At 60.7% G+C, this 19,438-nt stretch carries 16 protein-coding genes; 14 read left to right on the top strand and 2 right to left on the bottom strand.

What is annotated here, in order from left to right; genetic code table 11:
• The first annotated feature begins 42 nt into the window (after window positions 1-42).
• From FBY01_RS24880 to rarD, 5 genes are all read left to right on the top strand, one after another.
• A complete protein-coding gene (locus FBY01_RS24880) occupies window positions 43-783 on the top strand; it encodes a ComF family protein (protein WP_042932511.1) in 741 nt (246 codons plus the stop codon).
• Window positions 784-970: 187 nt separating this feature from the next.
• The gene (locus FBY01_RS24875; protein ID WP_145309940.1) at window positions 971-1,735 is read left to right on the top strand and encodes a TOBE domain-containing protein; all 765 of its coding nucleotides are present in this window, start codon (window positions 971-973) and stop codon (window positions 1,733-1,735) included.
• Between the two features lie 57 nt (window positions 1,736-1,792).
• Entirely contained in the window at window positions 1,793-3,694 is a 1,902-nt protein-coding gene (locus FBY01_RS24870) for a PhoX family phosphatase (RefSeq protein WP_145309938.1), read from the top strand.
• Window positions 3,695-3,876: 182 nt separating this feature from the next.
• Complete coding sequence (locus tag FBY01_RS24865; protein WP_077747291.1) at window positions 3,877-4,851, top strand: serine/threonine protein kinase; 975 nt, start codon at window positions 3,877-3,879, stop codon at window positions 4,849-4,851.
• A gap of 163 nt (window positions 4,852-5,014) precedes the next feature.
• Window positions 5,015-5,902, top strand: coding sequence for an EamA family transporter RarD (rarD, locus tag FBY01_RS24860; RefSeq protein WP_010467094.1), 888 nt, complete (start codon window positions 5,015-5,017; stop codon window positions 5,900-5,902).
• A gap of 215 nt (window positions 5,903-6,117) precedes the next feature.
• Here the strand turns inward: rarD and FBY01_RS24855 are convergent, their stop codons facing one another.
• A complete protein-coding gene (locus tag FBY01_RS24855; RefSeq protein ID WP_010467092.1) occupies window positions 6,118-6,636 on the bottom strand; it encodes a glycine cleavage system protein R in 519 nt (172 codons plus the stop codon).
• A 535-nt stretch (window positions 6,637-7,171) separates the two neighbouring features.
• Between FBY01_RS24855 and FBY01_RS24850 the strand changes: the two genes are divergently transcribed.
• Window positions 7,172-9,349, top strand: coding sequence for a malate synthase G (locus FBY01_RS24850; protein WP_010467089.1), 2,178 nt, complete (start codon window positions 7,172-7,174; stop codon window positions 9,347-9,349).
• A gap of 42 nt (window positions 9,350-9,391) precedes the next feature.
• Here FBY01_RS24850 and FBY01_RS24845 read toward each other — a convergent pair whose 3' ends face one another.
• Window positions 9,392-9,862, bottom strand: coding sequence for a response regulator (locus FBY01_RS24845; RefSeq protein WP_145309936.1), 471 nt, complete (start codon window positions 9,860-9,862; stop codon window positions 9,392-9,394).
• A gap of 252 nt (window positions 9,863-10,114) precedes the next feature.
• Here FBY01_RS24845 and FBY01_RS24840 point away from each other — a divergent pair, with 252 nt between their 5' ends.
• The 8 genes from FBY01_RS24840 to FBY01_RS24805 all read left to right on the top strand — a co-directional run bounded on the left by FBY01_RS24840 (window position 10,115) and on the right by FBY01_RS24805 (window position 19,320).
• Complete coding sequence (locus FBY01_RS24840; RefSeq protein WP_042932509.1) at window positions 10,115-12,055, top strand: putative nucleotidyltransferase substrate binding domain-containing protein; 1,941 nt, start codon at window positions 10,115-10,117, stop codon at window positions 12,053-12,055.
• On the top strand, window positions 12,052-12,759 hold the full coding sequence (locus FBY01_RS24835; RefSeq protein WP_145309934.1) for a PolC-type DNA polymerase III: 708 nt from the start codon (window positions 12,052-12,054) through the stop codon (window positions 12,757-12,759). Before FBY01_RS24840 ends, FBY01_RS24835 begins: the two co-directional genes overlap by 4 nt.
• 240 nt (window positions 12,760-12,999) lie before the next feature.
• Window positions 13,000-13,518, top strand: a complete 519-nt coding sequence (locus FBY01_RS24830) for an RNA polymerase sigma factor (protein ID WP_010467082.1) — start codon at window positions 13,000-13,002, stop codon at window positions 13,516-13,518.
• Window positions 13,515-14,486, top strand: coding sequence for a FecR domain-containing protein (locus FBY01_RS24825; protein ID WP_010467080.1), 972 nt, complete (start codon window positions 13,515-13,517; stop codon window positions 14,484-14,486). The genes FBY01_RS24830 and FBY01_RS24825 overlap by 4 nt, the downstream gene beginning before the upstream one ends.
• Window positions 14,487-14,728: 242 nt before the next feature.
• Window positions 14,729-17,155 (top strand): TonB-dependent siderophore receptor, encoded by a 2,427-nt coding sequence (locus tag FBY01_RS24820; RefSeq protein WP_145309932.1) that lies wholly within the window; start codon window positions 14,729-14,731, stop codon window positions 17,153-17,155.
• A gap of 71 nt (window positions 17,156-17,226) precedes the next feature.
• Complete coding sequence (locus tag FBY01_RS24815) at window positions 17,227-18,357, top strand: PepSY domain-containing protein (protein WP_145309930.1); 1,131 nt, start codon at window positions 17,227-17,229, stop codon at window positions 18,355-18,357.
• A complete protein-coding gene (locus FBY01_RS24810) occupies window positions 18,354-18,533 on the top strand; it encodes a hypothetical protein (RefSeq protein ID WP_010467072.1) in 180 nt (59 codons plus the stop codon). Before FBY01_RS24815 ends, FBY01_RS24810 begins: the two co-directional genes overlap by 4 nt.
• Window positions 18,534-18,690: 157 nt before the next feature.
• Window positions 18,691-19,320 carry a glutathione S-transferase gene (locus FBY01_RS24805; RefSeq protein WP_077747449.1) on the top strand — a complete coding sequence of 210 codons (630 nt, stop codon included), beginning with the start codon at window positions 18,691-18,693 and terminating at the stop codon, window positions 19,318-19,320.
• Window positions 19,321-19,438 lie beyond the last annotated feature (118 nt).

The following is a 19,438-nucleotide window of genomic DNA, read 5'->3' as shown; positions in this document are numbered from 1 at the left end:
CACAGACGCGACACGGATGTTCGGCATATTTAAGGAAGAGTGATGCGCTGTCAACCACGATACGTTGGACCGGTTTACATCTGGTTAAATAATAACCAACACTGTTTGCTCTGCAGTGAAGCCACCGAGGACGTCAGGCCGATCTGCATGGCCTGTGAAACCGACCTGCCCTGGCTGGGCGATCACTGCCAGACCTGCGCGCTGCCCTTGCCTGCGTCAGGCCTGACGTGTGGCCCATGTTTAAAACTGCCGCCGGCTTTCGAGCGGGTCGCCGCGCCCTGGACGTACAGCTTTCCGGTGGACACATTGATCACGCGCTTCAAGCACAGCGCCAAGTGGCCGTTTGGCCGCCTGCTCGGCGAACTTCTCGCGCAGTTCCTGCAACATCGCTTCGATGAGGACCTTAATCGGCCCGACGTTCTGGTCCCCGTTCCGCTGGCTGCAAAACGCCTGCGTCAACGGGGTTTCAACCAGGCCGCGATGCTCGCCCACTGGCTCAGTAGCAGCCTCGACATCCCTTGCGATGAACAACTGCTGCTGAGGATTCAGGACACCAGCGCGCAACAGGACCTGAATGCCGACGCTCGCAAAAAGAACCTGCGCAATGCGTTTGCCCTGACGGCCGATGCGCCGGTCAAAGGGCGGCACCTGGCAATTGTGGACGACGTGCTGACCACCGGCGCCACGGCTCAGGCCCTGGCTCGCCTGTTGATGGACGCGGGCGCGGCTCGGGTAGATGTTTATTGCCTGGCCCGCACGCCCAAACCCGGCGACGCAGCCTGACGTAACGCCATGCACAAAACCTGTGGGAGCGAGCCTGCTCGCGATGGCGGTGTATCAGACACATCAACGGTGACTGTGATGGACGCATCGCGAGCAAGCTCGCTCCCACAAGGACGTGGGCTGACTTGACTCCCAGACTTCCAGCCGCCAACGTCCTCCCCATCACCACAGCCCAAAGCGCCTCACCATGTCCTTGCCCACCTTGTTGTCCCAGCACATTGTCCGTCGCCCGCAGCGCATCGCGTTGCTGCAACATATTGCCGAACAGGGCTCGATCACCCGCGCCGCGAAAAGCGCGGGACTGAGTTACAAGGCGGCGTGGGACGCTATCGATGAGCTGAACAACCTAGCGCAAAAACCGCTCGTGGAGCGCAGCGTCGGCGGCAAGGGCGGTGGTGGCGCCAAACTTTCAAGTGAAGGCCAGCGAGTGCTGCGCCTTTATCAAAAACTGCAAACCTTGCAGGCCCAGGTGTTGGAAGCCGCCGAAGATGCCAGCGACCTGGACCTGCTCGGTCGACTGATGCTCAGAACCAGCGCGCGCAATCAATTGCACGGCAAGGTCGTGGCGATCGACAACCAGGGGCACAACGACCGGGTCCGTCTTGAACTGGCCGAAGGCTTGACCCTCGATGCGCAGATCACGCACGACAGTACCCTGCGCCTGGAGCTGGAGACCGGCACCGAAGTCGTGGCCCTGATCAAGGCCGGTTGGCTGGAGTTACTGGGCATCGATCAACAAGCGACACCGGGTAGCAACTTTCTGAATGGCATCATCGAAGAAATACTCGACGCCCCAGACGGCCCCAGCGAAGTGCGCATCGGCCTGCCCAATGGCCAGACACTCTGCGCCCTGGCCGAGCCGCAGCACCTGAGGGGCCAGGGGCTTGCCACCGACAAACCGGTGCGGGTGCAGTTCGCGCCGTCCAACGTCTTGCTCGGCACACCGCTCTGAAACAAAAGTTTCATCATTGCTCTTTAAGGTGGCTGCAAAACCAGCAGGGAGCCTGATGTGAGCCTATTAGAAGAAAACCAGTCCACCGACCTCGAGAAAATGGTCGGCCTCAGCCGTCGCGGTTTCATCAGCGCCGGCGCCCTCTGCGGTGCGGCCATGTTCCTCGGTGGCAACCTGCTGAGCCGCAGCGTATTGGCCGCGAGTGTCAGCGCAGGCTCCAGCAAATTGTTGGGTTTTGACAGCATCCCCGCCGCCACCAGCGACGCAATCACCCTGCCGCCGGGCTACAAGTCTTCGGTACTGATCAGCTGGGGCCAGCCATTGCAAAAAAACGGTCCGAGATTTGACCCTAGCGGTAACGGCACCGCCGAGCAACAGGAAGTCCAGTTCGGTGACAACAACGACGGCATGAGCCTGTTCGAATTTCCCGGCGAAAAAGACCGGGCGCTGATGGCAATCAACAACGAATACACCAACTATCGCTACCTCTACCCGCACGGCGGCATGCCGCAATCGGCCGAAGAGGTGCGCAAGGCTCTGGCCTGCGAAGGCGTGTCGGTGATCGAAGTGCAACGCAAGAACGGCCAATGGGCGTTCGTCCAGGGCTCGCGCTACAACCGACGCATTCACGGCAACGCACCGATCAGCCTCAGCGGCCCGGCTGCCGGCCACGCACTGGTGAAAACCAGCGCTGACCCGCAGGGCAAGCATGTCCTCGGCACCTTCCAGAACTGCGCCAACGGCATGACGCCGTGGGGCACATACCTGACCTGCGAAGAGAACTTCACCGATTGCTTCGGCAGCAGCAATGCCGAGCAGAAGTTCGATGCCGCGCAGAAGCGTTATGGCGCAGTGGCGGCCAGCAAAGAGATCAACTGGCATCAACACGATGAGCGGTTCGACCTGGCGAAAAATCCGAACGAGCTCAACCGTCACGGCTGGGTCGTGGAAATCGACCCGTTCGATCCGCAATCGACGCCGGTCAAACGAACTGCGCTGGGCCGCTTCAAACATGAAAACGCTGCGCTGGCTGAAACCCATGACGGTCACGCCGTGGTGTACATGGGCGACGACGAACGCGGCGAGTTCATCTACAAGTTCGTCAGCCGCGACAAAATCAACCACAAGAACCCCAAGGCCAACCGCGACCTGCTGGACCACGGCACCTTGTACGTGGCGCGCTTCGATGCGGGCGACAGCAACGCCGATCATCCGAAAGGCCAGGGCGAATGGATCGAACTGACCCACGGTAAAAACGGGATCGACGCCAGCAGCGGTTTTGCCGATCAGGCCGAAGTGCTGATTCACGCGCGCCTCGCGGCCAGCGTGGTGAAGGCCACGCGCATGGACCGTCCGGAATGGATCGTCGTCAGCCCCAAGGATGGCCAGGTCTATTGCACGTTGACTAACAACGCCAAGCGTGGCGAGGACGGCCAACCGGTGGGCGGGCCGAACCCGCGCGAGAAAAACGTCTACGGGCAGATTCTGCGCTGGCGCACTGATCGTGACGATCACGGTTCCAAAAGCTTTGCCTGGGACCTGTTTGTGGTCGCCGGCAACCCGGGCGTCCACGCTGGCACGCCGAAGGGCGGTTCGTCGAACATCACGCCACAGAACATGTTCAACAGCCCGGATGGCCTGGGCTTCGACAAGGCCGGGCGGTTGTGGATTCTCACCGATGGCGATTCGAGTAATGCAGGCGACTTCGCCGGCATGGGCAACAACCAGATGCTGTGTGCCGATCCGGTGACCGGGGAGATTCGTCGGTTCATGGTCGGGCCGGTTGGTTGCGAGGTCACGGGGATCAGCTTCTCGCCGGATCAGAAGACGCTGTTTGTCGGGATCCAGCACCCTGGAGAGAACGGGGGCTCGACGTTCCCGGAGCATCTGCCGAATGGCAAGCCGCGGTCTTCGGTGATGGCTATCACGCGTGAAGATGGCGGGATCGTCGGCGCCTGATCGGGCCCCATCGCTAGCAGGCTAGCTCCCACACGGGATCTGCGACACACCGCAAATCCCCTGTGGGAGCTAGCCTGCTAGCGATGGCAACACCACTCATCTCAAGCCTTAACACTAAAGACGCCCCGTCTGCGCTACCATGCTTGGCCGGACGCGGCAGCCTGCTGCGCGCAGGAGTCAGCATGGCCCACCCGTTTGCAACCCTCACCCCAGACCTCGTGCTCGATGCCGTCGAAAGCATCGGCTTTCTCAGCGACGCACGCATCCTGGCGCTCAACAGCTACGAGAACCGCGTCTATCAAGTCGGCATCGAAGACTCCGAGCCGCTGATCGCCAAGTTCTACCGCCCACAACGCTGGACCAACGAAGCGATTCTCGAAGAACACCAGTTCACTTTCGAACTCGCCGAGTGCGACGTGCCGGTAGTGGCGCCGATGATTCACAACGGCGTCAGCCTGCATGAACACGCCGGGTTTCGTTTCACCCTGTTCCCCCGCCGTGGTGGCCGTGCGCCGGAGCCGGGCAATCTTGATCAGCTGTATCGACTGGGTCAGTTGCTCGGCAGGCTGCACGCCGTCGGCGCCACCAAGCCGTTCGAACACCGTGAAGCGCTGGGCGTGAAGAACTTTGGTCACGATTCGCTGACCACCCTGCTCGAAGGCAATTTCGTCCCCAAGAGCCTGCTGCCGGCCTACGAGTCCGTGGCCCGCGACCTGCTCAAGCGCGTGGAGGAGGTCTACAAGGCCACCCCGCACAAGAACATCCGCATGCACGGCGATTGCCACCCCGGCAACATGATGTGCCGCGACGAAATGTTCCACATCGTCGACCTCGACGACTGTCGCATGGGCCCGGCGGTGCAGGACATCTGGATGATGCTGGCGGGGGATCGCCAGGAATGTCTCGTTCAACTGTCGGAACTGATGGACGGCTACAACGAATTCCACGACTTCGACCCACGGGAACTCGCGCTGATCGAACCGCTGCGCGCCTTGCGCCTGATGCACTACAGCGCCTGGCTCGCCCGCCGCTGGGACGACCCGGCGTTCCCGCACAGTTTTCCGTGGTTTGGCAGCGAGCGGTATTGGGGTGATCAGGTGTTGGCGTTGCGCGAGCAATTATCTGCTCTCAACGAAGAACCGTTGAAGCTCTTCTGACAACCAGATCCCCTGTAGGAGCGAGGCTTGCCCGCGAAGAACGATATCGCGGTATTTCAGGCAGACCGCGATATCGTTCTTCGCGGGCAAGCCTCGCTCCTACAAAAAATACAACACATCTATACAATCCCCTCTTTGTTAGCTGCCTAAGCAAGGATTCTGCATGCAAGCTGCCAACCCGCGTCGCGGGTACATCTTGGGCCTGAGTGCCTACATCATCTGGGGCCTGTTCCCGATCTATTTCAAAGCCATCGCCAGCGTGCCGGCCGTGGAGATCATCATTCACCGTGTGCTGTGGTCGGCGCTGTTCGGCGGCTTGTTGCTGATGGTCTGGAAACACCCGGGATGGTGGCAGGAACTGCGGGATAACCCGAAACGCCTGGCGGTCCTGGCCCTGAGCGGCACGCTGATTGCGGCCAACTGGCTGACCTACGTCTGGTCGGTGAACAACGGGCGCATGCTTGAGGCCAGTCTCGGTTACTACATCAACCCTCTGGTAAACGTGCTGCTGGGGATGTTGATCCTCGGTGAGCGGCTGCGGCGCATGCAGTGGATCGCGGTGGGCCTGGCGGCCATCGGCGTGGCGCAGCAGGTGTGGCAAGTCGGCAGCTTGCCGTGGGTGTCGCTGGTGTTGGCGCTGACGTTCGGCTTCTACGGTTTGATCCGCAAGCAGGCACCAGTCAAGGCGCTGCCCGGCCTGGTGGTGGAAACCTGGATGCTGGTGCCGATTGCCATTGCCTGGCTGCTGTTCAATCAGACGGCCACAAGCGCTCAGCCCGAGTTCTGGACCACATCCGAAGCCTGGTGGCTGGTGGCGGCCGGGCCAGTGACGCTGGTGCCGCTGGTGTGTTTCAACGCCGCCGCACGGCATCTGCCCTACACGACGCTGGGTTTCCTCCAGTACCTGGCGCCGACGCTGGTGCTGTTGCAAGCCGTGCTGTTGTTTGGCGAGCATTTGTCTTCCAGCACGCTGGTCGCGTTTATCTTTATCTGGGCAGGTCTGGCGGTTTACAGCGTCGATGCGGTGATCAGTCTTCGCCGCCGCAGCTGATCAAAAAACACACAAACCTCTGCGAGCCACGTCCTTCGTGGCCTGCAGTGATCCTTCCCAAGGTTATCCACAGCGTGATCCCCGCCGTTTGTGCGCAACTTGTTGAAACTGATGGTTTTTTGATCAGATCTAGAAGAAGCCCGGCCGGCGTGGGCTGGCGGGCTGTCTCTACAGGTTATCCACAGGCAGGTGCACGTTTAACTTGGATAACCCGGTCAGGGTTCACTGCGCAGCACCAATTCCACCATCAGATCGTCGGCCAGGGTTTCCAGGCGCGACTGCAAGACATCCAGCGATAAGGTCAGCGGCACCGCCAGGATCGCTTCGGCGTGAAACAACGGCTCGCTGCTCATCGGTGCCGGACGCACTTCGGTCACCAGACGCTCCAGGCTCACCCCTTGCTCACTCAGCAGGCGAGTGATGTCACGGACAATCCCCGGGCGGTCATTGCCCACCAACTCCATGGCAATCGGTTTCCAGGTGCAGGATTGCTCAATGCCGCTTTCGGCGATCAGCACGCGAATACCGTGTGCGGACAACGCCTTCAGGGCATCGACCAGCTCATCGTAAGCCTCGGCCGGCACGCCCACCCGAAGAATCCCGGCGAACTGCCCGGCCATGCGCGACATGCGGCTCTCCAGCCAGTTGCCGCCATGCTCGGCAATGCATTGGGCAATGCGCTCGACCTGCCCTGGCTTGTCCGGAGCGAAAACGGTGAGTACGAGGTGGTCCATGGCGCAGCCCTCTTTTGTTATAGAAAAAGAAGTATAGGCAAGGGTTGTTACGGCGTTGAATCGGCGGACGCCTTCGCGGGCAAGCCTCGCCCCTAGAAGGAGCCGCCCCCTGCAGGAGCGAGGCTTGCACGCGAAAGGAGCGCCGCGAAGAACATCGCGAACAATAAATCGTGTACAAGTTTTTATATTTAACTGGAACAATCCAATAGTTTTTTGAGAACATCCCGTGCCCCGACGTGACCGCAATGCGTCATGGGGTCGCAGAACGACGTAATTAGTCTAATTTTCACAAGCGCAATTCATCATGTAGTATGCCGCAGCGCGCACTACATAACGTTGGATCGATGTCTGCCACAGGCACACTCGCAGCCCTGATAGCCCTGTCAGCAAGGCCTCAAAGCCGTTGATCGGTTCCATCCCAGCCGCCCGAAATGGCATGTACTGGTGGAAGGGGTTTGTGGTTTAAATAGCCAGAGGCTTCATTGTTAATTTGAAGAGCTGAAAAGCGAAATAGCTGAGCAGAGTGAGGCAAGCAATGACTGAACACGTTCAAGTCGGTGGCCTGCAGGTCGCCAAAGTCCTGTTCGACTTCGTGAACAACGAAGCCATTCCCGGTACCGGCCTCACCGCCGATAAGTTCTGGGCCGGTGCCGACAAGGTCATCCATGACCTGGCGCCGAAGAACAAAGCCCTACTCGCCAAACGCGATGATTTCCAGGCTCGTATCGATGGCTGGCACCAATCCCGTGCCGGTCAACCACACGACGCTGTGGCCTATAAAGCCTTCTTGCAAGACATCGGTTATCTGCTGCCAGAAGCGGCTGATTTCCAGGCAACGACGCAAAACGTCGATGACGAAATCGCCCGCATGGCCGGTCCACAGCTTGTGGTTCCGGTGATGAATGCCCGTTTCGCGCTCAATGCCTCGAACGCCCGTTGGGGTTCGCTGTATGACGCGCTCTACGGCACCGATGCCATCAGCGAAGCTGACGGCGCGGAGAAAGGCAAAGGCTACAACAAGGTTCGCGGCGACAAGGTCATCGCCTTCGCCCGAGCCTTCCTCGACGAAGCCGCGCCCCTGGCGGCCGGCACTCACGTCGATTCCACCGGCTACAAGATCGTTGACGGCAAACTGGTCGTCGCCCTCAAAGGCGGCAGCAACACCGGCCTGCGCAACGATGCACAGCTGATCGGTTTCCACGGCGATACAGCCGCACCGACTGCAATCCTGCTGAAAAACAATGGCCTGCACTTCGAAATCCAGGTCGATGCCAGCACCCCGGTCGGCCAGACCGACGCTGCCGGTATCAAAGACATCCTGATGGAAGCTGCGCTGACCACCATCATGGACTGCGAAGACTCCGTCGCCGCTGTCGATGCCGATGACAAAGTGGTGATCTACCGCAACTGGCTCGGCCTGATGAAGGGCGACCTGTCGGAAGAGGTCTCTAAAGGCGGTCAGACCTTTACCCGTACCATGAACGCTGATCGCACCTACACCGGTGTCGACGGTAAGGAACTGAGCCTGCACGGTCGTTCGCTGTTGTTCGTGCGCAACGTCGGTCACCTGATGACCATCGACGCGATCCTCGACAAGGACGGCAACGAAGTGCCGGAAGGCATTCTCGACGGCTTGATCACCAGTCTGGCAGCGATCCACAGCCTCAACGGCAACAACTCGCGCAAGAACAGCCGCACAGGTTCGGTCTATATCGTGAAGCCGAAAATGCACGGCCCGGAAGAAGCCGCGTTCACCAACGAGCTGTTCGGTCGCATCGAAGAAGTCCTCGGTCTGCCGCGCAACACGCTGAAAGTCGGGATCATGGACGAGGAGCGCCGCACAACGGTCAACCTCAAGGCCTGCATCAAAGCTGCGAGCGAGCGCGTGGTGTTCATCAACACCGGTTTCCTCGACCGCACGGGCGACGAAATCCATACCTCCATGGAAGCCGGCCCGATGGTGCGCAAGGCGGACATGAAGGCCGAGAAGTGGATCGGCGCCTACGAGAACTGGAACGTCGATATCGGTTTGAGCACCGGCCTGCAAGGTCGCGCCCAGATCGGTAAAGGCATGTGGGCGATGCCCGACCTGATGGCGGCGATGCTCGAACAGAAAATCGCTCACCCGCTGGCCGGCGCCAACACCGCCTGGGTTCCATCGCCGACTGCCGCTGCGTTGCACGCGCTGCATTACCACAAGGTCGACGTGTTCGCCCGTCAGGCCGAACTGGCCAAACGTGCCCGCGCGTCGGTTGACGACATCCTGACCATCCCGCTGGCGGTGAACCCGCAGTGGACTGCGGAACAGATCAAGAACGAACTGGACAACAACGCCCAGGGCATTCTCGGTTACGTGGTGCGCTGGATCGATCAGGGCGTGGGTTGCTCGAAGGTGCCGGACATCAACGACATCGGCCTGATGGAAGACCGTGCGACGTTGCGGATTTCCAGCCAGCACATCGCCAACTGGCTGCGTCATGGCATCGTCACACATGACCAGGTCATGGAAAGCCTCAAGCGCATGGCGCCGGTGGTTGACCGCCAGAACGCCAACGACGCGCTGTATCGTCCGCTGGCACCGAACTTCGACAGCAACATCGCCTTCCAGGCGGCGGTCGAACTGGTGGTTGAAGGCACGAAGCAGCCAAACGGCTACACCGAGCCGGTCCTGCACCGTCGTCGTCGCGAGTTCAAGGCTGCCAATGGCCTGTAACTGAGCACTGACGCCGGACAAAAAAAGGCCCTGATCGAAAGATCAGGGCCTTTTTATTTCAGATTCCGGTGCATCCATTCCCAACTCATGCTTGACCAGCGCCAACAGCTTGCCGGTATTGACAGGTTTGAGCAGGAAGTCGACCACGCTCAAGTGCATTGCAGCAATCGCGTCTTGTACATCGGCGTCGCCGGAAACGATGATGATCGGCATGGCCGCCCTTTCCGACTGGCGAACCTGGCGGATCAGGTCCAGGCCATTGATGTGTCCCATGCGCAGATCGGTAATCACCAGGCCGATCGAGGGTTTCTCGTCCAGCATTTTGAGTGCGGTTTCGCCACTGGCGGCGGTCATGCAACGAATACCGTCCAACGCAAGAATCTCCGACAACAGCTCACGCGAGTCTTTATCGTCGTCAACGATCAGCACCCGCTGCGCCGGTAAATCGGGTTCGAGCATGACGGCACTCAGCGCCTCGCGCTCGGCATCACTCAAAATATCGTGGTCGGACATGGCTTTCTCTACGTTTTCAATTCAATCCCCTAGCACTTTCGTCAGACATCGCTAAGTAGACCTTCAATGTGCACTTCGTCGGAAACTTTTCCTATAGCCAATGTAGGAGGTTTTTCCTGCATTTGCGTCAGACATTTCCTAACTTCCGAAGCCTGCACGCCCCGACCTAGACTTACGTCCAATGGGCACCCTGCATGTACGAGCCGACCATGGGGGTAGTCATCCGACAACAATTCAAAAAAGACTGCGGTAATGGTTATGAGTAGAGAGGACGCCTTTACACAGGCAGGGAAAACCGCGGTGTTGCAGAACATTCAGGGCACTTTGCAATTCCTTCAGCGATTCCCGCCCTTCAATCAAATGGAACACGCGCACCTGGCGTACCTGGTTGAACAATGTCAGCTGCGTTTTTATGCGCCCGGCGAAAGCATCATCAAACCGGCCGACGGGCCGGTCGAGCATTTCTACATCGTCAAACAAGGACGGGTTGTGGGTGAGCGCCCGCATACGGCCAAGGGCGGCACCGAAACCACCTTCGAAATCACCACCGGCGAGTGTTTCCCCCTCGCCGCGCTGCTGGGCGAACGGGCGACCCGCACCGAACACCTGGCGGCCGAAGACACCTTTTGCCTTCAGCTCAACAAGCTGGCGTTCATCAAGTTGTTCGCCCTTTCCACCACGTTTCGCGACTTCGCCCTGCGCGGTGTCAGCAGCCTGCTGGATCAGGTCAATCAGCAAGTCCAGCAAAAAGCCGTGGAAACCCTCGGTACTCAATATTCGCTGAACACGCGACTGGGCGAATTGGCCATGCGCCATCCGGTGACTTGCAGCCCCGCCACGCCATTGCGTGAAGCCGTGACCCTGATGCATGAGCAACAGGTCGGCAGCATCGTGATTGTCGACGAGCGCAAAGCCCCGCTGGGCATTTTTACCCTGCGCGACCTGCGCCATGTGGTGGCCGACGGCACTGACGACTTCAACGAAGCGATCGAACGCCACATGACCCAGGCGCCGTTTTTCCTGTCGCCGGACCACAGCGCCTTCGATGCAGCGATCGCCATGACCGAACGGCACATCGCCCACGTCTGCCTGGTGAAGGACCATCGTCTGTGCGGCGTGGTGTCCGAGCGCGACCTGTTTTCCCTGCAACGGGTGGACCTCGTCCATTTGGCGCGGACTATTCGCAGCGCCCAGAAAGTGGAAAACCTGGTGGCGCTGCGCGGCGAGATCGGCCAACTGGTCGAACGCATGCTGGCGCACGGTGCCTCCTCGACCCAGATCACCCACATCATCACCTTGCTCAACGATCACACCGTGTGCCGGGTGATCGAACTGACCCTCGCCGAAAAAGGCGACCCTGGGATTCCATTCAGTTGGCTGTGCTTCGGCAGCGAAGGTCGCCGCGAACAGACGCTGCACACCGATCAGGACAACGGCATTCTTTTCGAAGCCCGGGACGCGGCGCATGCCGCCGAAATTCGCGGCAAATTGCTGCCGATTGCCCAGCAGATCAACCAGAGCCTGGCACTCTGCGGCTTCACGCTGTGCAAGGGCAACATCATGGCCGGCAACCCTGAACTGTGTTTGTCCCGGGCCGAATGGGCGCGGCGTTTTGCGGCGTTTATTCGTGAGGCGACGCCGGAGAACCTGCTGGGATCGAGCATTTATTTCGACCTGCGGGTGGTCTGGGGCGACGAACAAGGTTGCGAGCAGCTGCGTCGGGGAATTCTCGATCAGGTGAATGACAACCGGTTGTTCCAGCGGATGATGGCCGAGAACGCCTTGCGCAACCGCCCTCCGGTCGGGCGTTTCCGTGAGTTCGTGCTGGCGCGCAAGAATGGCGAGAAAGCCACGCTGGATCTGAAGGTCCAGGGGCTGACGCCTTTCGTCGATGGCGCCCGATTGCTGGCCCTGGCCCATGGCATCGAGTCCAACAATACCCTGGAGCGCTTTCGCGAACTGGTGGCCAAAGAGGTCATCGAACGGCTCGACGGCGCCGCGTATGAAGAGGCCTACCACTTCATCCAGCAAACCCGCATGCAGCAACATCAGCTACAGACTCGGGAGAACCTGCCCTACTCCAACCGGGTCGATCCTGACAGCCTCAATCATCTGGACCGACGGATCCTGCGTGAGTCCCTGCGCCAGGCTCAACGCCTGCAAAGCAGCCTGGCCCTGCGGTATCAGCTATGAGCCTGTTTTCATGGCTGCGTCCGGCAGGCCCAAGCCTGACCACTGAACTCCAGCTACGTCTGCAACGCTTACCCTCGGCGGCCGATCTGAGTGAATGCAGCCTGCGCGAGCAGCGCTGGGTGGTGCTCGACCTGGAAACCACCGGGCTGAACCTGAACAAGGACCGGGTGTTGTCCATCGGCGCGGTGGTGATCGAAGACGGAGCGATCGATTTCAGCCAGCAGTTCGAACGCACGCTGCAATGCGCCGATATGAAGGTAGGGCCCAGCGTATTGATTCATGGTCTGGGGCCTAGCGCGATTGCCGCTGGCAGCGATCCGGCTCAGGCACTGGTCGAATTTATGGAGTTCGTCAGAGACAGCCCGGTGCTGGCGTTTCATGCGCCGTTTGATCAACACATGCTGGGGCGTTCGCTGAAAGAGCATCTGGGCTACAAATTGCAGAATACGTTTCTGGATGTGGCGGACATCGCACCGTTGCTGTGTCCTCAGGCTCACATTCGCGATGCCGGGCTCGATGACTGGATCGACTGGTTCAAGCTGGAAGTCTTCGAACGCCACAACGCCAGCGCCGATGCGTTGGCCACCGCGGAGCTGGCGTTGATTCTGTTCAGCCGGGCGCGGCAGCAGCAGATTCATAGCCCGTTGAATTTGCAGCAGCGGGTGAGTCAGTGGAAACGCCGGCAGCGGGCGCCGTCCTTCTAAATCTGCGGCGCCGTTCTGACGCCTTCGCGGGCAAGCCTCGCTCCTACAGGTTTTGTGTTGATCTGTGGAACGACGACATCCTGTAGGAGCGAGGCTTGCCCGCGAAGCACGACAACGCGGTCCACCTGAAGACTCCCCATCAAAAACCACCTGACCAGTGGCCAATTGCTTACCTCCCCCGCCTCTGCCACAATCGCGAACAATTCTCGTTAGTTAACACTTCCCAATCGGTGATGCTGCGTGTCGTCAGTCCAAAGCCCCCAAAGTGAGCTCGTTGGTGCGTTGTATCGCGACCATCGCGGTTGGCTATTGGCCTGGCTGCGACGCAATGTGGCCTGCCCACAACGAGCCGAAGACCTGAGTCAGGACACCTTCATGCGCCTGCTCGGCCGTGATGAGCTGAAGGAGCCTCGTGAACCGCGGGCGTTTCTGGTGGCGATCGCCAAGGGCTTGCTGTTCGATTATTTCCGTCGCGCAGCGCTGGAACAGGCCTACCTCACCGAATTGATGCTGATCCCCGAAGGCGAACAACCGTCGGTGGAAGAACAGCAGCTGATCCTCGAAGACCTGAAAAACATCGACCGCCTGCTTGGCAAGCTTTCCAGCAAGGCCCGGGCGGCGTTTCTCTATAACCGCCTCGACGGCCTCGGCCATGCGCAAATCGCCGAGCGTCTGGGCGTGTCAGTGCCTCGGGTTCGCCAATACCTGGCACAAGGCATTCGTCAGTGCTACATCGCGCTGTACGGTGAGCCGGTATGAGCCCGGCCAGTTCCAAACCGGTATCAGCCCAAGTGCTGGACGCCGCGATTGCCTGGCAATTATCCCTGGATTCCGGCAGCCCGGTGGAGCGCGAAGAGTTCACCAAATGGCACGCCGCCCACGAGGAACACGCGCGGGCCTGGCGCCAGCTGGGCATGCTCGACCAGCGTTTCAGCGTCGCCAGCGGCCCGGCGCGCACGGCGTTATTGCAATCGCGCGAAAGCATTCGCCGACGGGTGCGCAAGCTCGGCAGTGGCCTGGCCAGCGTCGTCGCAGTAATCGGCTTGGCGCTGTTCGTCGGTGATCGTCATTTGCCCATCGACTATTGGCTGGCCGACCAGCGCACCGCCACCGGCGAGCAGCGCACCCTGCGCCTGAGCGACGGCACGCTGATCAACCTCAACACCCACAGCGCGGTGGACGTGCGTTTTGACGAGAAGCAGCGGCTGATCATCCTTCAGGAAGGGGAAATTCTCGTCGAAACCGGTCATGGCGACGCTCGACCGTTTATCGTCGAAACCCGTGAAGGCAGCCTGCGCGCGCTGGGTACGCGGTTCCTGGTCAAGCGCGAGGACGACGGCACGCGACTGAGCGTGTTGCAGTCCGCAGTGGCCGCCCATCCGCAGTCGAGCCCTGAAGAGCAGATCCTGCGTGAAGGCCAGCAAGTGCTGATGCGCAGCAATGGCCTGGGCCCAATCGTCGCGCTGAACCTCGGCGCCGATGCCTGGACCCGCGGCATGCTGGTGGTGGACAACACACGACTGGAAGACCTGGTGCACGAACTCGGTCGATATCGACGGGGGCATTTGGGCGTTGCGCCGGAGGTGGCTGACCTGCGGATCACCGGTAGCTTCCCCCTGCACGACACCGACAAGGCGCTAAGCGCGCTGCTGCCGACCTTGCCCGTGCAGATCGAACAGCACACGCCGTGGTGGGTGACGGTGGCGAAGGCCGAAGCCAAGCCCTGAATTTTTTTCAACAGGTCGATCGCCTTCGCGAGCAGGCTCGCTCCCACAGGGGATCGCGGTCAAAAGTGGGAGCGAGCCTGCTCGCGAAGGGGCCATCAGCCTCCCCACGAAAACCGGGTAGATCCAACCATCTTTCAGCGCTCACTTACTGAATCGAAATTATTTTCATCCAGCCCTATCACTTTGGGATTCTCATTCGGCTCCTAGGCAATTGAGAAATATTTCCATTCAGGAGCCGCTGTATGTCCCGTTCGCTAGACACCTTGTTACGCCCCAGCTTGCTGGCCATCGCCATTGCCCTTTGCGCCCCGCTGGCCAGCAGTCAGCTGATTGCGGCTGAACAGGCGTCCAGCGTTCGCGCCTACAACCTGCCGGCCGCGCCATTGGCCAGCACGCTGAACCAGATCGCCAGCCAGGCGGGCCTCGCGCTGTCGTTGAACCCTTCGCTGGCCGCGGGCAAGACCTCAGCGCCGGTCAAGGGCCAGTACGACGCCGCCAGCGCCCTGCGTGAAGCCTTGCGCGGCACCGGTCTGCAACTGGAGCAAAGCAGCGCCGGCACCTACAGCCTGGCCGCCATTCCCGAGGGGACGCTGGCCCTGCCGGAAACCGCCGTCATCGGTGTCCAAAACACTGAAAGCGCCTGGGGCCCGGTGGAAGGCTACGTCGCCACGCGCACCGCCGCCGGCAGCAAGACCGACACCGCGCTGGTCGAAGCGCCGCGCTCGATATCGGTCGCCACTCGCCAGCAAATGGAAGATCGCAATGTGCAGAACCTCGATGACGCCGTGCGCTACATGCCCGGCATCGTCGCCAGCAGCTACGGCAGCGACACCCGTGCCGACTGGCTGCGGGTCCGGGGCTTTGAGCCGACCCAGTTCCTCGATGGCCTGCCGCTGCCGAAAGGCACCTACGCCAACCCGAAACAGGAAACCTGGAACCTCGATCGCCTCGCCCTGCTGCGCGGCCCGGCGTCGTCGGTCTACGGCCAGACCCCGCCGGGTGGCTTGCTGGACATGGTCAGCCGCCGTCCAAGCGCTGAAGACAGCCACGAGATCCAGCTGCAATACGGCAGCGACAACCAGCGCCAGATCAACTTCGCCAGCACCGGCAAAATTGATGACGAAGGCCAGTTCCTCTATAGCCTGAGCGGCGTGGTGCGCGACAGCGGCACGCAGATCGATCACGTCGACAACAAGCGCTACAACATCGCGCCAAGCCTGACCTGGAACATCGACGAAGACACCCGCTTCACCCTGCTCACGCAATTCACCCGCGACGATACCGGCATCACCAGCCAGTTCCTGCCGGTGCAGGGCACCAAGATCGACATGCCGTTCGGCAAGGTTTCCCATCATAAGAATCTCGGCGACCCGGACTGGGAATACTACGACCGCACCTACTACGCTCTGGGCTATGCGTTCGAACATCGCTTGAACGACGTCTGGCAGTTCAAGCAGAACCTGCGTTACACCAAATCCGATCTGTCGTTCCAGGGGCTCACTGTCGGCTCGTATCCGTTCACCCAGGTGGATAACGAAGGCAACGTCGGGCGCACCAGCACCATCGTCGATGAAGACATCAGCCAGTTCGCCGTGGATAACAATTTCCAGGCCGATTTCGCCACCGGCGATGTCCGTCACACCCTGCTGCTGGGTCTCGACCACCAGCGCAGCAACACCAACTACACCTCGATTTTCGGCGACGGGCTGACCACCAACGTCAACAACCCGATCTATGGCCAGCCCATCGTTCGTCCACCGCGCTCCACCGCGTTCTACGACTACAACCAGAAGACCTACCAGACCGGCCTGTACGTGCAGGATCAAATGGCCCTCGACCAATGGCGCCTGACCGTCGGCGGACGTGAGGATTGGGTCCACACCAGCACCGAGTTTTTCAACAAGGGCGATGCCACCAACACCCAGCGCGACAAAGCCTTCAGCGGCAACGCGGCGATCAGCTATGTGTTTGACTCCGGCTTTGTGCCGTATCTGTCTTACGCCGAATCCTTCCAACCCACCACCGGCGCATCAGCCTCCAGCACCGAATCGTTCAAGCCGACCGAAGGCAAGCAGTGGGAATTGGGCATCAAGTACCAGCCACCGGGCAGCAACACCCTGCTCAGCGCAGCGGTGTATGACCTGACCCAGAAAAACGTTTCGGTCACCACCACCGTCGGCGCCACACCGATCACCAGCCAGACTGGCGAAGTGAAGGTCAGGGGCCTGGAGCTGGAAGCGGTATCCGACGTCACCGAAAACCTGAAAATCATCGCGGCCTACACCTTGGCCAAATCCGAAGTGCAGAAAGGCGACTACAAGGGCAATCGTCTGCAATTGATGCCCAACCAACAGGCTTCGCTGTGGGCCGATTACACCTGGCACGCCGGCGTACTGGACGGCTTCGGCATTGGTGCCGGCGCTCGCTACACCGGCAACACCTACGGCGATCAGGGCAACACCTGGCTGGGCAAGGCCGACGCCTACACCGTGTTCGACGCGGCGGTCCATTACGACCTCGGCCGCCTGGACAACAGCCTGAAAGGCGCGTCCCTGGCACTGAACGCCACCAACCTGCTGGACAAGGACTACATCTCCACCTGTGACAGTTTCTACTGCTACTACGGCGACCAGCGCAGTGTCGTCGCCAGTGCAACTTACAAGTGGTAAATGCCTGAGCTGAACGCTCCAAGACCAAGCCGTCCTTCGGGGACGGCTTTGGTATTTCTGAAGGCCATCAAATGAAAAGTAAAACAATTCGCCGCTGGTCGTTCATCCACACCTGGACCAGCCTGATCTGCACCGTGTTCCTGCTGATGCTGGCGCTGACCGGCCTGCCGTTGATCTTCCACCACGAGATCGACCACCTGCTGGGCGATGCCGCCGAGTTGAAGCAAATGCCGGCGGACACCCCGCAGCTGAATTTGCAGCAGTTGGTGCAGGCGGCGGAAAAACATCGCCCCGGCGAAGTCATGCAGTATTTCGGCTTCGACGAAGAAGAGCCCAACGCTGCGATCGCCATCATGGCGGCCACCGCCGGTACCGAGCCCAATTCGTCGCACACCTTCATGCTCGACGCCCGCACCGGCGAAGCGCTGGAGATGCCGTCGGCCAACGGCGGTTTCATGATGGTGATGCTGCGCCTGCACGTGGACATGTTCGCCGGTCTGCCGGGCAAGTTGTTGCTGGCGTTCATGGGGCTGATGTTTGTCGTGGCCATCATTTCCGGGACGGTGCTGTACCTGCCGTTCATGCGCCGCTTGAAATTCGCCAGCGTGCGCCAGGACAAATCCACTCGCCTGCGCTGGCTCGACCTGCATAACCTGATCGGCGTGGTCACCCTGACCTGGGCGCTGGTGGTCGGTGTCACCGGCGTGATCAGTGCCTGCGCCGACCTGCTGATTGCCGCGTGGCGTAACGATGCCTTGAGCACGATGATCGCGCCGTATCGCGATGCGCCACCGCTGACGCAATTGGCGCCGGCGACTCGTTTGCTCGACATCGCCAAGGAAGTCGCGCCGGGCATGCAACCCGATTTCATCGCCTTCCCCGGCACGCGGTTTTCCAGCGAACACCATTACGCCGTGTTCATGAAAGGCAGCACCCACCTGACTTCGCACCTGCTGACCCCGGTGTTGATTGACGCCAGCACCCTGCAAGTCACGGCAGTGGCGGAACGACCGTGGTACATGGACGCCATGGGCATGTCGCAACCCCTGCACTTTGGTGATTACGGTGGCATGCCGATGAAAATCCTCTGGGCGACTCTGGATGGGCTGACCATCGTCGTGCTGGGCAGCGGGGTTTATCTGTGGGTAGTGCGGCGCAAGGCGGCGAAACCTGCGCTCGAGCAAGCGGAGGCTCAAGCATGAGGCCACGACAGTCGAACTTCTGGAAGGTCTTCGCCACGCCCACCGTGATCGCGCTGCTCAGTGCCGCGGGGTTGTTCGCCGCGTTGCTGGGCGACGGCGTGTGGGATGCCTTGAGCTGGCTTGGCCTGGGCGTCCCTGCCGTCCTGGCCCTGCGCGGCCTGCTGCAACGCCGCTGATCCTTGTGGGAGCGAGCCTGCTCGCGATGGCGGCCTGACATTCAACAGGGGTGCTGAATGTAAACGACCTCTTCGCGAGCAGGCTCGCCCCCACGATCTTGAGCAATCTCTTGAACGCGCTATGCTGCCCAGCACTGCCCAACTCCGAGACGCTGCCATGTCCGCCCCCAGCATGACCCTGTTCCACAATTCGTTATCGCCCTTCGTCCGCAAAGTCATGGTGCTGCTGCACGAAACCGGTCAGACCGACCGCGTGGCGCTGCAAGACTGCGTGCTCACACCGGTAAGCCCGGATCAGGCGCTCAACGAGGACAACCCGCTGGGCAAGATCCCGGCCCTGCGCCTGGCCGACGGCAACGTCATCCATGACAGCCGGGTGATCCTCGATTACCTCGATCATCAACACGTCGGCAACCCGCTGATCCCCCGCGACGGTTCGGCCCGCTGGCGCCGTTTGACCCTGGCCTCGCTGGCCGACGGGATCATGGACGCGTCGGTGGTGGTTCGTTATGAAGTGGTCCTGCGCGCCCCCGAAAAACAGTGGGACGAATGGCTCGATGGCCAGCGCGACAAGATTCGTCGCGCACTGGCGCTGTTGGAGAAGGACGCGATTGCCGAGCTGACCAGCCATTTCGATGTGGCGGCGATCAGCGTGGCGTGTGCGCTGGGTTACCTCGACCTGCGCCATCCGGATCTGCAATGGCGCGAGGCGAATCCCCAGCTGGCGGCCTGGTATTTCGAGGTGAGCCAGCGGCCGTCGATGGTGGCGACGATGCCGAAGGTTTGAATCTTCGCTGACGGTTCCGGCCTCATCGCGAGCAGGCTCGCTTGTATGTTTAGACTTGAAGGGGTGGGTGGGACTAAAGCTCGTCATCTGACTCTGACCAGTACAGACCGTGGGAGAC

It is taken from the genome of Pseudomonas sp. SJZ077, from assembly GCF_007993905.1.
GTDB classification, from domain to species: Bacteria; Pseudomonadota; Gammaproteobacteria; order Pseudomonadales; family Pseudomonadaceae; genus Aquipseudomonas; species Aquipseudomonas mandelii.
Note: the sequence above shows the minus strand (reverse complement) of the source record. Positions and strands in the feature narration are given on the sequence as shown.

What these genes read in the sequence shown, in the direction of transcription:
- FBY01_RS24850 (WP_010467089.1), top strand. Translation starts at nt 7,172, where the DNA reads ATGACTGAACACGTTCAAGTCGGTGGCCTGCAGGTCGCCAAAGTCCTG.
- FBY01_RS24865 (WP_077747291.1), top strand. Translation starts at nt 3,877, where the DNA reads ATGGCCCACCCGTTTGCAACCCTCACCCCAGACCTCGTGCTCGATGCC.
- FBY01_RS24855 (WP_010467092.1), bottom strand. Translation starts at nt 6,636, where the DNA reads ATGGACCACCTCGTACTCACCGTTTTCGCTCCGGACAAGCCAGGGCAG.
- FBY01_RS24815 (WP_145309930.1), top strand. Translation starts at nt 17,227, where the DNA reads ATGAAAAGTAAAACAATTCGCCGCTGGTCGTTCATCCACACCTGGACC.
- FBY01_RS24840 (WP_042932509.1), top strand. Translation starts at nt 10,115, where the DNA reads ATGGTTATGAGTAGAGAGGACGCCTTTACACAGGCAGGGAAAACCGCG.
- FBY01_RS24805 (WP_077747449.1), top strand. Translation starts at nt 18,691, where the DNA reads ATGTCCGCCCCCAGCATGACCCTGTTCCACAATTCGTTATCGCCCTTC.
- FBY01_RS24825 (WP_010467080.1), top strand. Translation starts at nt 13,515, where the DNA reads ATGAGCCCGGCCAGTTCCAAACCGGTATCAGCCCAAGTGCTGGACGCC.
- FBY01_RS24880 (WP_042932511.1), top strand. Translation starts at nt 43, where the DNA reads ATGCGCTGTCAACCACGATACGTTGGACCGGTTTACATCTGGTTAAAT.
- FBY01_RS24820 (WP_145309932.1), top strand. Translation starts at nt 14,729, where the DNA reads ATGTCCCGTTCGCTAGACACCTTGTTACGCCCCAGCTTGCTGGCCATC.
- rarD (WP_010467094.1), top strand. Translation starts at nt 5,015, where the DNA reads ATGCAAGCTGCCAACCCGCGTCGCGGGTACATCTTGGGCCTGAGTGCC.
- FBY01_RS24810 (WP_010467072.1), top strand. Translation starts at nt 18,354, where the DNA reads ATGAGGCCACGACAGTCGAACTTCTGGAAGGTCTTCGCCACGCCCACC.
- FBY01_RS24845 (WP_145309936.1), bottom strand. Translation starts at nt 9,862, where the DNA reads ATGTCCGACCACGATATTTTGAGTGATGCCGAGCGCGAGGCGCTGAGT.
- FBY01_RS24875 (WP_145309940.1), top strand. Translation starts at nt 971, where the DNA reads ATGTCCTTGCCCACCTTGTTGTCCCAGCACATTGTCCGTCGCCCGCAG.
- FBY01_RS24835 (WP_145309934.1), top strand. Translation starts at nt 12,052, where the DNA reads ATGAGCCTGTTTTCATGGCTGCGTCCGGCAGGCCCAAGCCTGACCACT.